The organism is Caulobacter sp. FW305-C-30-S16, from assembly GCF_058783025.1.
This window is the reverse complement of record NZ_JBYSYH010000002.1, coordinates 104,732-116,604: the sequence shown is the minus strand read 5'-3', so window position 1 is coordinate 116,604 and position 11,873 is coordinate 104,732. Positions and strand designations below refer to the sequence as shown.

At 70.1% G+C, this 11,873-nt stretch carries 11 protein-coding genes; 6 read left to right on the top strand and 5 right to left on the bottom strand.

The window, feature by feature from the left end:
* The 6 genes from pstB to AC3WJT_RS07530 all read left to right on the top strand — a co-directional run bounded on the left by pstB (position 1) and on the right by AC3WJT_RS07530 (position 6,063).
* Positions 1–822, top strand: coding sequence for a phosphate ABC transporter ATP-binding protein PstB (pstB, locus tag AC3WJT_RS07555; RefSeq protein ID WP_492342492.1), 822 nt, complete (start codon positions 1–3; stop codon positions 820–822).
* Between the two features lie 8 nt (positions 823–830).
* Positions 831–1,523, top strand: a complete 693-nt coding sequence (gene phoU, locus AC3WJT_RS07550) for a phosphate signaling complex protein PhoU (protein WP_492342491.1) — start codon at positions 831–833, stop codon at positions 1,521–1,523.
* A complete protein-coding gene (gene phoB, locus AC3WJT_RS07545) occupies positions 1,520–2,209 on the top strand; it encodes a phosphate regulon transcriptional regulator PhoB (RefSeq protein ID WP_492342490.1) in 690 nt (229 codons plus the stop codon). Before phoU ends, phoB begins: the two co-directional genes overlap by 4 nt.
* A gap of 71 nt (positions 2,210–2,280) precedes the next feature.
* On the top strand, positions 2,281–3,543 hold the full coding sequence (gene purD, locus AC3WJT_RS07540; RefSeq protein ID WP_492342489.1) for a phosphoribosylamine--glycine ligase: 1,263 nt from the start codon (positions 2,281–2,283) through the stop codon (positions 3,541–3,543).
* 104 nt (positions 3,544–3,647) lie between these two features.
* Positions 3,648–4,730 (top strand): phosphotransferase, encoded by a 1,083-nt coding sequence (locus tag AC3WJT_RS07535; RefSeq protein WP_492342488.1) that lies wholly within the window; start codon positions 3,648–3,650, stop codon positions 4,728–4,730.
* Between the two features lies 1 nt (position 4,731).
* Positions 4,732–6,063, top strand: a complete 1,332-nt coding sequence (locus AC3WJT_RS07530) for a metal-dependent hydrolase family protein (protein ID WP_492342487.1) — start codon at positions 4,732–4,734, stop codon at positions 6,061–6,063.
* 26 nt (positions 6,064–6,089) lie between these two features.
* On the opposite strand, the gene lpxK is transcribed toward AC3WJT_RS07530, so the two are convergent.
* From lpxK to AC3WJT_RS07505, 5 genes are read right to left on the bottom strand one after another with little or no spacing between them, the layout of a single operon-like run.
* Positions 6,090–7,091 carry a tetraacyldisaccharide 4'-kinase gene (lpxK, locus tag AC3WJT_RS07525; RefSeq protein WP_492342486.1) on the bottom strand — a complete coding sequence of 334 codons (1,002 nt, stop codon included), beginning with the start codon at positions 7,089–7,091 and terminating at the stop codon, positions 6,090–6,092.
* Positions 7,088–8,299, bottom strand: coding sequence for a 3-deoxy-D-manno-octulosonic acid transferase (locus AC3WJT_RS07520; RefSeq protein ID WP_492342485.1), 1,212 nt, complete (start codon positions 8,297–8,299; stop codon positions 7,088–7,090). The genes lpxK and AC3WJT_RS07520 overlap by 4 nt, the downstream gene beginning before the upstream one ends.
* 51 nt (positions 8,300–8,350) lie before the next feature.
* On the bottom strand, positions 8,351–9,337 hold the full coding sequence (locus AC3WJT_RS07515; RefSeq protein ID WP_492342484.1) for a cation diffusion facilitator family transporter: 987 nt from the start codon (positions 9,335–9,337) through the stop codon (positions 8,351–8,353).
* Between the two features lie 13 nt (positions 9,338–9,350).
* Positions 9,351–10,052, bottom strand: a complete 702-nt coding sequence (locus tag AC3WJT_RS07510; RefSeq protein ID WP_492342483.1) for a lysophospholipid acyltransferase family protein — start codon at positions 10,050–10,052, stop codon at positions 9,351–9,353.
* Entirely contained in the window at positions 10,049–11,824 is a 1,776-nt protein-coding gene (locus tag AC3WJT_RS07505) for an ABC transporter ATP-binding protein (RefSeq protein ID WP_492342482.1), read from the bottom strand. Before AC3WJT_RS07505 ends, AC3WJT_RS07510 begins: the two co-directional genes overlap by 4 nt.
* Between the last annotated feature and the right edge of the window lie 49 nt (positions 11,825–11,873).

Here is an 11,873-nt window from a genome sequence, read left to right as displayed (position 1 = left end):
ATGACCGTTCAACCGCCTCTCATCCGCACCGCCGCGCCGCACAGCCACAATCCGGTTGCGCAGGAAGCGTCCAAGATCGTCATCCGTGACGTCAACGTCTTCTATGGCGCCAAGCAGGCGCTGGACTCGGTGTCGATCGACATCCCGGCCAAATCCGTGACCGCCTTCATCGGTCCGTCAGGCTGCGGCAAGTCGACCTTCCTGCGTTGCATCAACCGCATGAACGACACGATCCCCGGCTGCCGGGTCGAGGGCGCCATCGAGATCGACGGCGCGGACGTCAACGACAAGTCGGTCGACCCGGTCGTCCTGCGCGCCAAGGTCGGGATGGTCTTCCAGAAGCCGAACCCCTTCCCCAAGTCGATCTTCGAAAACGTCGCCTACGGCCCGCGCATCCACGGCATCGCCTCCAGCAAGAGCGAGCTGGAAGGCATCGTCGAGGCCTCGCTGAAGAAGGCCGGCCTCTGGGCCGAAGTCTCCGACCGCCTTCAGGCGCCGGGCACCAGCCTGTCGGGCGGCCAGCAGCAGCGCCTGGTCATCGCCCGGGCCATCGCGGTCAATCCCGAGATCATCCTGATGGACGAGCCCTGCTCGGCGCTCGACCCGATCGCCACCGCGCGCATCGAGGAGCTGATCGACGATCTGCGGCAGCAGTTCTGCATCGTCATCGTCACCCACTCGATGGCCCAGGCCGCGCGGGTGTCGCAACGCACGGCCTTCTTCCACATGGGCCGGCTGATCGAGGCCGGACCGACCGAAGAGATCTTCACCAATCCGCGCGAGTCGCGGACCCAGGACTACATCACCGGACGGATCGGCTGAGGCGCGTCATGAACGAACACATCGTCAGATCCTACGAAGATGAACTGAACCAGCTGGCCGCCGAGGTGGTCCGCATGGGCGGCCTCGCCGAGGCCCAGGTCGGCGACTCGATCCAGGCTTTCGCCCGGCGGGACGTGCCGCTGGCCCAGGCGCTGATCGGCCGGGACATCAAGCTCGACACGATGGAGGCTGACATCGAGCGGGCCGCCATCCGCATGATCGCTCTGCGCCAGCCGATGGCCAACGACCTGCGACGGACGATGTCGGCGATGAAGATCGCCATGAACCTCGAGCGCTGCGGCGATCTCGCCAAGAACATCGGCAAGCGCACCCTGATCCTGGCCGAGGCCGAGCCGGCGGGGCCGGTCACCCGCTCCATCGAGCGGATGGGCCGCCTGGTCGCCTCACGCCTGAAGGAAGTGATCGACGCCTACACCGCCTCCGAGGTCGAACGGGCCGTCTCTGTGTGGGTCCGGGACACCGAGGTCGACGAACACTACGAGAGCCTGTTCCGCGAACTGCTGACCTACATGATGGGCGATCCGCGCACGATCACCGCCGGGGCCCATCTGCTGTTCGTCGCCAAGAACCTCGAACGGATCGGCGACCACGCCACGAACATCGCCGAGATCGTCCACTTCGAGATCACCGGCCAGGAAATCGTCTCCGAACGGCCCAAGCTGGACACGCTCACGCCATGACCCCCACCGTGCTCGTGGTCGAGGACGAGGACGCCCTCGCCACCCTGCTCCAGTACAATCTCGAGAAGGAAGGCTATCGCGTCGTCCAGGCCGGAGACGGTGAAGAGGCGCTGATCCTGGTCCAGGAAGAACTGCCCGATCTGGTGGTGCTGGACTGGATGCTGCCGAAGGTGTCCGGCATCGAGGTCTGCCGCCGCCTGCGCCAGCGGCCGGAGAGCCGCAATCTGCCGATCCTGATGCTCACCGCGCGCGGCGAGGAGAGCGACCGGGTCCGGGGTCTCGATACCGGCGCCGATGACTATGTGGTCAAGCCGTTCGCCATGAGCGAGCTGACCGCCCGGATCCGCGCTGTGATGCGCCGCATCCGCCCGGGCCTGGCCGATGACCGGGTGACCTGCGGCGATATCGTCATGGACCGGGTCGCCCACCGGGTGAAGCGCGGGGGCCAGGAGGTCCACCTTGGCCCGACCGAATTCCGCCTGCTCGACCATCTGATGCAGCACCCCGGCCGCGTGTTCAGCCGCGAGCAACTGCTCGACGCAGTCTGGGGCTCGGACGTCTATGTCGAGGCCCGCACCGTCGATGTGCACATCGGCCGTCTGCGCAAGGCCCTCAACGGCAAGACCGACGCCGACCCGATCCGCACGGTGCGGTCGGCGGGATACTCGCTGGATCTGGACAACTAGGCCTCATCCCCTTGCGGGAGAAGGACTGTGGCGCTTGACCCTGTCAGCGGCTCGCGCATAACCCCCACCCCATGAACATCCTTCTCGTCGGATCGGGCGGGCGCGAACATGCGCTGGCCTGGAAGATCGCGCAGTCGCCGCTGCTGACGCGCCTTGTCGCCGCGCCGGGCAGCCCCGGCATCGCCGGGCTTTGCGAGACGCGGGCAGTGAAGGCCACTGACGTTCAGGGGCTCGTGGGCCTGGCGATGGAGATCGCGGCGGACCTGGTCGTGATCGGCCCCGAATCGGCGCTCGAGGTCGGCCTGGCGGACGCGCTGGCAGACGCCGGCATCGCCTGTTTCGGCCCGACGCAGGCCGCCGCGCAGATCGAGACCTCGAAAGCCTTCAGCAAGACCTTCCTCGCCCGGCACGCCATGCCGACGGCGGCGTTCGGCGTGTTCGAGACCGTGGAAAGCGCCGCGGCCTTCCTCGACACCCAGACCGCGCCGTTCGTGATCAAGGCCGACGGCCTGGCGGCAGGCAAGGGTGTCGTCATCTCCGCGACCCGCGCCGAGGCCGACGAAGCCGTCGCCGACATGCTGGGCGGTCGCTTCGGCCAGGCCGGCGCGCGTGTCGTCATCGAGGAATTCATGGCCGGCGAGGAGGTGTCCTTCTTCGCCCTCTGCGACGGCGAGACTGCCGTGCCGTTCGGCTTCGCCCAGGATCACAAACGCGCCTTCGACGGCGACATGGGCCCCAACACGGGCGGCATGGGCACCTATTCGCCGGCGCCGGTGTTTACGCCCGCGCTGGCCGAGCGAGCCTTTGCGGACTGCGTCCTGCCGGCGGTGAAGGGGCTGGCCGCCGAGGGCAGACCCTACAGGGGCGTGCTCTATGCCGGCCTGATGCTCACCGACACAGGCCCGCGGCTGGTCGAGTTCAACGCCCGCTTCGGGGATCCCGAATGCCAGGTGCTGATGCTGCGACTGGCCGATGACATCGTGCCGTACCTGAAGGCCTGCGCCGAAGGTGTGCTGGCGTCGATGCCCGCGCCGACCTGGCGGGACGAGGCGGCCATCTGCGTGGTGATCGCCGCAGACGGCTATCCCGCCAGCCCGGTCAGCGGCGCGATCATACGCGGGGCAGACGTCAAACGCGCCGACGCCGTGGTCTTTCACGCCGGCACCGCCCGCGATGCGGACGGCACGCTCCGCGCCGCCGGCGGCCGGGTGCTGAACGTCTGCGCTCTGGGCCAGACCCTGCAGGAGGCGCGGGACAGGGCCTACGCCGCCGTCGCGACCATCGATTTCCCCGGCGGCTTCAGCCGGTCGGATATCGGCTGGCGGGCGCTCTAAAGCCCCTTCTCCCAGCGGGAGAAGGTTCATCCACGCCTTGCACCCGTCGCCCCAGCCCCTAAACTCGGGCTCAAACAACTGTACGAAAAATTGGGGAGCCACTCATGGCCGAGGCCGCCGCGCCGACCGCGCAGGATCTGAACTCGGGGACCAAGCCGGTCGACCCGCGCCACGCCATCGACGAAGGCAAGCTGGCCGCCTGGCTTGAGGCCAATGTTGAAGGCTACGCCGGTCCGCTCGAGGTGCGCCAGTTCAAGGGCGGCCAGTCCAATCCGACCTATCAGCTGGTGACGCCGGCGAAGAAATACGTCCTGCGCCGCAAGCCGCCCGGCAAGCTGCTGCCCAGCGCCCACGCCGTCGATCGCGAGTTCAAGGTCATCGCCGCGCTGGGCACGACCGGCTTCCCGGTGGCCCGGGCCTACGCCCTGTGCACCGACGACGACGTCATCGGCACGATGTTCTACGTGATGGACAACGTCGAGGGCCGGATCCTCTGGGACCTGACCCTGCCCGACTATCAGCCGGCCGAGCGCAACGCGATCTACAAGGCCAAGATCGGCACCCTCGCCGCCCTGCACAACACCGACTACGAGGCCATCGGCCTGGGCGACTACGGCCGGCCGGGCAACTATTTCGCCCGCCAGATCGATCGCTGGATCAAGCAGTACAAGGCGTCCGAGACGCAGGTCATCCCGTCGATGAACCGGCTGATGGAGTTCCTGCCGACGACCACGCCGGGCGACGACCGGACCTCGATCGTCCATGGCGACTATCGCCTCGACAACATGGTGCTGCACCCGACCGAGCCGAAGGTGGCGGCGGTGCTCGACTGGGAACTGTCGACGCTCGGCGATCCGATGGCCGACTTCTCCTATCTGCTGATGCACTGGGTCATGCCGGGCGCGGAGCGCGCCTCGCTCTCCGGCATCGAGGACCTGAAGGCCTGGGGCATCCCCACGGTCGAAGAAGCCGTCGAACAGTACTGCGGCCTGACGGGCCGCAGCGGCGTGCCGAACCTCGACTGGTACTTCGCCTACAACCTGTTCCGCCTGGCCGGCATCTGCCAGGGCATCGTCGGCCGGGTCCGTGACGGCACCGCCGCCAGCGCCCATGCCCAGACGATGGAAGCCCGGGTCCCGGCCCTGGCCGACGCGGCCCTCACCTTCGCCATCAAGGCCGGAGCCTGACATGACCCTGCCGATCAAGCGCCTCGCCGCCCTCGCCGCCGGCGCCCTCCTGGCGATCGGCGCGGGCCTCGGCCTCGCCCAGGCCCGAAGCACGCCCGCCGAAGCGCCGCTGACCTATGTTCAGGCCGGCCGTCTCCTGGCCGATCCGGCCACCGGGACCGTCGAAACCCAGAAGACCCTGGTCATCCAGGGCGGCAAGGTGCTGCGGGTCGAAGCCGGCTACACCTCCGCGCCCGGCGCGAAGATCATCGACCTGCATGACAGCTTCGTGCTGCCCGGACTGATCGACAGCCACGTCCACCTGACCAGCGAACAGGGCCCTGCCGCCCAGCTGGAAGAGTTCACCAAGACGAAATCCGATCTCGCGCTCGACGGCGCGTGGAACGGCATGAAGACGCTGCGCGCGGGCTTCACCACGGTGGCGGATCTGGGCGCGCCCAATGAGTCCATCTTCGCCCTGCGCGACGCGATCCGCACGGGCCGGATCGCCGGTCCGCGGATCATCGCGTCGGGCGCCGCCATCTCGGTTCACGGCGGCCACGGCGATCCCGGCAACGGCATGCCCGAGGCGCTGGTGCCGGTCTATCGCGGCACGGCGGTGTGCTCGGGCGCCGACGACTGCCGCCGCGCGGTGCGCGAACAGGTCCGCGCCGGCGCCGACATCATCAAGATCACGGCCACGGGCGGCGTCCTGTCCCAGACCGCCGCGGGTCTGGCCAAGCAGTTCACCGATGACGAAATCCGCGCCATCGTGGAGACTGCCCATTCCATGGGCCGCAAGGTCACCGCCCACGCCCACGGCGCCGACGGGGTCACCGCCTTCCTCAAGGCCGGCGGCGACTCGATCGAGCACGGCACCTACCTCGACGCCGACTCGATCAAGGCGTTCAAGGCCGGCGGCGCCTATCTGGTCCCGACCCTCATGGCCGGCGACTTCGTGGCGCGCGAAGCCGCCAAACCCGACACCTTCTTCACCCCGGCCCAGCGCGACAAGGCCCTGCTGGCGGGCCCCAGAATGCTCGACATGGCGCGCCGCGCCCTGGCCGGCGGCGTGAAGATCGCCTTCGGCACCGACACGGGGGTTTCGGCCCACGGCGACAACGCCGGCGAGTTCGCCCTGCTGGTCAAGGCCGGCATGAGCCCGCTGGACGCCATCCGCGCGGCGACCATCTGGGCGGCGGACCACTTCGGCCTGCTCGACCAGATCGGCTCGCTGCTGCCCGGCAAACAGGCCGACCTGATCGCCGTCCGCGGCGACCCTCTGACCGACGTGACGGTGCTGACGCAGGTCAGCTTCGTGATGAAGGGCGGGGTGGTTTACCGCCAGGACTGATCCTCCCCGCATCGCGGGGAGGATTCTCAGGAGGTCGTAAGGAGCGTCAGCACCGCGGGCTCGTCCTCGAACCGCGCCCGCACCGGCCACACGGTCGCCTTGTCGCGCCAGGCGGGCGGCAGGCGGACCCAGTCCTTTTCCGTCGTCACCAGTCCCGCGCCGTAGCGGCCGGCGACGTCCTCCAGCAACGCCAGATCGGCATCGCTGTAGGGATGGTGGTCGGGAAAGCGCACGAAGTCCTTCAGGTCGCAGCCCGCCGCCTCCAGCGCGCGTTCGACCTTCCACGGCTTGCCGATGCCGGCGAACCCGACCTGCGGTCCCGGCGGCGGCGCGGCGGCCGGTTCGAGCCGGGCCACAAGCACCGGCCCGCCCGCAAACAGCGCCAGCAGCTCCGGGTCCGGCGCGGCCATGTCGGCGGGCAGAAGCATCACCACAGCGTCGGTGCGCGCCAGACCGGCGGCCAGCGGCTCGCGCATCGGCCCGGCGGGAAACACCGCACCGTCTCCGAACGGCCACTCGCCCTTGCGCGTCTCGCCGTCGACCACGACCAGCGACAGGGCCTTTTTCAGGGACGGGTTCTGGTGGCCGTCATCCATCACCAGCACCTGGGCGCCGCCGTCCTTCGCGGCGCGGGCGCCGGCGGGCCGGTCCGATGAGATCCACAGGGGATAGTCGCGGGCCAGCATCAGCGGCTCGTCGCCGACATCCGCCGCCGTGTGAACCGCCGGATCGACCCGCAACGGCCCCTTGAGCCGACCGCCGTAGCCCCGCGACAGACCGTGCGCCGCCACGCCCTGCGCCGTCAGCAGCCGGAGCAGTTCGCGCACGACCGGCGTCTTGCCCGTGCCGCCGACGGTGAGATTGCCGACACAGATCACCGGCAGGCCGGCGTCCTGCGGGACCGTCCGGGCGATGCGGCGCGCCGTTACGCCCGCCCAGATCCAGGACAGCGGCCGCAGCAGCATCCGCGTCACCCGGCGCGGGGCGCCGTGACGCACGTACCACCAGCGGGGCGTCGAGAGTTTCATGGCAGCAGCGGCTCCAGCCGCGACCACAGCCGGTCCAGCACGCCGTCCTCCGCGTCCGCCGCCTGCTTCGCGGCCGTGGCGACCCGCGCGCGGTCGGCGTCATCGCTGAGCAGTCGGGTCAGGGCGGCGGTCAGGGCGGCCTCGTCCTCACACCGCACGCCGCCGGCGCCGAGCGCGCCATAGATGTCGATCCAGTTGGCGTAGTGGTCGCCGAACACGACGGGCCGGGTCAGACGCGCCGCCTCGAGCGGATTGTGGCCGCCGATGTCGGGCAGGAAGCTGCCGCCCATCACCGCGATGTCGCCCAACCGGAAGAACAGGCCCAGCTCGCCGAGCGTGTCGGCGATGTAGATGTCGGTCTCGGGCGTCAGGGGCTCGCCGGCCGACCGCAGGGCGATGGTCCGGTTGTGGGCCCTCAGGTCCGTAGCCAGCTTCGGTCCGCGCACCGGGTGCCGCGGAACCAGGACGAGCAGCGGGTACCGGCCGCTCCGCTCGACCGCAGAGGCGATCAGGGCGTCCTCGCCGGGATGGGTGCTGGCGGCGGTGACGATCAGCCGGTCCCCGGCGGCGGCCTTCAGGCGGGCCAGTTCGGCGGCGTCGGCCGACAGGGCGTCTCCGACCAGCTTCAGGTTGGCGTAGCCGTCGACGAGGGCGCCCAGATCCTTCAGCCGCACGCCTGTCCGGACATCCTGCGGCAGGACGAGGTCGAAGGCGCGGAGGATCGTCCGGGCCGCCGCGGGAAACCGCCGCCAGCCCTTCGCGCTCTCTTCGGTCATGCGAGCGGAGACCAGCGCCAGCTTCATGCCCCGCTCCCGCGCGCCCAGGAGCAGGTTCGGCCACAGCTCGCTTTCCACGAACACCGCCAGATCGGGCTTCCAGTGATCGAGGAAGCGCGCGGCCGCGCCGGGCGTATCGACCGGGATGTACTGGTGGAACGCGCCCTCGGGCAGGCGTCGCGCCAGCAGCTCCGCCGAGGTGGTGGTCCCGGAGGTCACCAGCACCGAAACGTCAGGCCGCGCCACCCGCAGGCGCTCGACCAGCGGCAACAGCGACACCGTCTCCCCGACGCTGGCGCCGTGCAGCCAGACCAGCCGCCCGGCCGGTCGCGGGCGGGCCGCGTGCCCCAGCCGCTCTCCCAGACGGGAGGCATCTTCCTTGCCGGCCTTGACCCGCCCCCGCAGGATGCCGGGCACGACAAGGCCCAGCATCCTCGTGGCGCCGCGATACAGGCTGAGGGAAAACGGAAGCCCCACGCCGGCTCAGACCACGTCCGCAGGCGCGAGCCGGCAGGTCTGCCCGTCGGCGCCCGTTTCCAGCTGCAGGGTCGGATGGCCGATCCGGAACCGTTCCGACAGGGCTTGCGCGGTCTCGCGCAGGAACCGGTCGCCATCGATGTTGTCGGGGCGCGTCAGGTGGGCGGTCAGGGCCGTCTCGGTCGTGCTCATCGCCCAGATGTGCAGGTCGTGGACCTCGGTCACCCCGGGACGCGCCGCCAGCCAGGCGCGGACGGCGTCCGGATCGATCCCCCGGGGCGCGGCGTCCAGCGCCAGGTCGAGCGAGTCGCGCAACAGGCCCCAGGTCCCGGCGACGATCACCGCGGCGATGGCGAGGCTGACCACCGGGTCGATCCAGGTCCAGCCGGGAACCAGCAGCAGCACGATCGCCGCCAGCACCACGCCCAGCGACACGGCCGCATCGGCGGCCATGTGCAGGAAGGCGCCGCGAACGTTGAGGTCGCCGTGCCCCCGCATGAACATCAGCGCCGTCGCCGTGTTGATCGCCACGCCGATGAGGGCCACGACAATGACCGGACCGGGCGCCACCGGCTCGGGCGCGCCGAAGCGGCGGACCGCCTCCCAGACGATCGCGCCCACGGCCAGCAGCAGCAGGCCGGCGTTGGCCAGCGAGGCCAGGATCGTGCCCTTGCGCAGGCCATAGGTGCGGCGCGCCGTCGGCAGCTGTCTGGCCATTGCCGCCGCCGCCCAGGCCATCAGCAGGCCCAGCACGTCCGACAGATTGTGACCGGCGTCCGCCAGCAGTGCCAGCGAGCCGGTGACCAGCCCGGCCGCGGCTTCAACGACGACAAAGGCGATGTTCAGGGCCGCGCCGATGGCGAAGGCGCGGCCGAAATCCGCCGGCGCATGGTGATGGCCATGCCCGTGCGAATGGCCGTGTCCATGACCGTGTCCATGACCGTGGTCATGCCCGTGGTGATCGTGATGATGGCCGTGGTCGTCGTGCGGCATGGCGGTCAGACTCTCACTCCCCGCCCGTCGCGTCCAGAATGGCTTCGGCGCGGCGCGTGACGGCGCTGAGCCGCGCGCCCCAGTCGCGCGCCAGCGCCTCCAGATCGTCGTCGCGGTCGGCATAGTGCGGGCCGTCCCAGACCATGGCGGCCCGCGCGAACGGCAGCGGGATGATGGTCCGGTCCCAGCTGCCGACACGGATCTGCGGCTTGCTGGAGAGGCCGCACAGGATGACCGGTGCGCCCGTCACCCGGGCCAGGGTCGGCGCGCCCGGCTGCATGACCTCGACGGGGCCGCGCGGGCCGTCCGGCGTGATGGAAACCGCCCCGCCGTCCCTCACCCATCGGACCATGTCGCGGAAGGCGCGCTCGCCGGACTTGTGCTTGGTCTTGTCGCTCGGCTTTTGCGACGAGCCGCGGATCGCCGGGTAGCCGATCTTGTTCATCGTCAGGGCCATGAACTCGCCGTCGGAGGATCGCGAGATCAGGCAGCGCATTTCCTGCCGCCCCGGGCCTTGCGGCCAGCATGCCGGGCCGAGCGGACCGGTCGCATGCCAGACGCAGAAGATCGCGCCGCTGTCGGAGTCCCACACCGCCTGCGCCTGCGCCTCGCCCTCGACGGTCCAGCGCAGGGTGTCGCGACAGAGCTTGAGCCAACTCGCGATCAGGATCGCCATCAGGTGCTGAACGGGCCGGGACCGCAGGAACGCCTTCACGCCTCGGTCTCCTCCGGCGCGGTGTCGAGGTCCTGGGCGCGGGCCAGCCGGGCATAGAGGCCGCGCTTGCGCACCAGGGTCGCATGGCTCCCGGTCTCCACGATCCGCCCGCGGTCAACCACGTAGATGCGGTCAGCGTGCCGAACGGTCGACAGGCGGTGGGCGATGACGATCGTCGTCCGGCCGGCCATCAGGCGATCGAGCGCCGCCTGAACCTGGGCCTCGCTCTCGGTGTCGAGCGCGCTGGTGGCCTCGTCGAGCAGCAGGATCGGCGCGTTCTTCAGGAAGGCGCGGGCGATGGCGATACGCTGGCGCTGGCCGCCCGACAGGCGGGTCGCGGCCTCGCCGACGATGGTGTCATAGCCGTCCGGCTGTTCGAGGATGAAGTCATGGGCTGCGGCGCGGCGCGCGGCCTCCTCGATCTCGGCGTCGGTCGCCTCGGGCCGGGCGTAGGCGATGTTGGCGCGGATCGTGTCGTCGAACAGGAACGGCTCCTGGGTCACGAAGCCGATCCGGGCGCGCAGGGAGGCGATGGTGACGTCCCGCACGTCGACGCCGTCGACGGTGACCCGCCCGCCTGTCGCGTCGTAAAAGCGCGGGATCAGCGACAGCACGGTGCTCTTGCCGCCGCCCGAGGGGCCGACCAGGGCGACCATCTCGCCGCGCCGCGCCTCAAGGGTCACCGACTCGAGGATCGCGCCGCCGTCGTCGTAGGCGAAGCTGACGTCCTGCAGCCGAACCTCGCCGTCGCCGGCGGCCAGCACCTTGGCGCTCTCGGTTTCGCGGACCTCGGGCTGCACATCCAGCGCGCTGAACAGGCGCCGCGCGGCGGTGGTGCCTTCGGCGAACACGGTCTGCAGATTGGCCAGCTGGCGCAGCGACTGCCCGGCCATGCCGAGCAGGGCGAAGAAGGCCATGAAGTCGCCGGGGTTCATGTTCCGACGCCAGCCGACGTAGACAAAGATCGCGGCGGTGACGAACACCGTCAGCAGCTCGGTCACCGGCGCCGCCTGGGCCCGGGCGTTGGCGCCCTTGATGATGAACCGCTGCCGCTCGCCGATCACGGCCGCGACGCGCGCCTCTTCGTAGTCCTCACGGTTCTCCATCTTGACCACGCGGACGCCGTCGAGGCTCTCCATCAGGGCCGTCGACAGGTCGCTGGTCGCGGCCATGGCGCCCTTGGCCGCCTTCTTCGACCGCCGGGAGAAGCGCCGCATCAGACGGCCCGCGAACGGCCCCACCAGCGCGACGCCGGCGGCCAGAACCGGGTCACGCTCGATCATCGCGATCAGGCAGCCGCTGACGATCAGGATATTCTGGGTCCAGTTGACGACGCCGCTGGTGGCCGCCTCGCGGATCAGGGCCGCATCGTAGAGCACCTGGGAGACGAAGCTGCCGGAGTGGGTCGCGCGCAGGCGGGCGAGGTCGGCGCGCACCATGCGGCCAAACAGCTCCTGCTGGATGTCGCCGACGAGCCCGTGGCCGATCCGGTTGACCAGCATCGCCTGGATGATCTGCGACGCCGCCCGGCCGAGGCCATAGGCGACGATGGTCAGGGGAATGATGATGATCGCGTCGGGCTTTGGCTTGCGCGACAGCAGGTCGTTGACCGCCGGCTCGATCATCTGCGCCAGCAGGGTGCTGAAGATGGCGACCGAGATCGCGCACAGCAGGGCGACCACCACGCCCTTCCAGCGGCGCTTCAGGTAGCTGCCCCAGACGCGTCCCACCAGCTGGCGGTCGGTCAGTTCGGCTGGCGCATCGGCGGTCATGGAGTTGGGAATCGGCCCTGAAGACATTTGCGTTCGGCGCGGAGAGCCC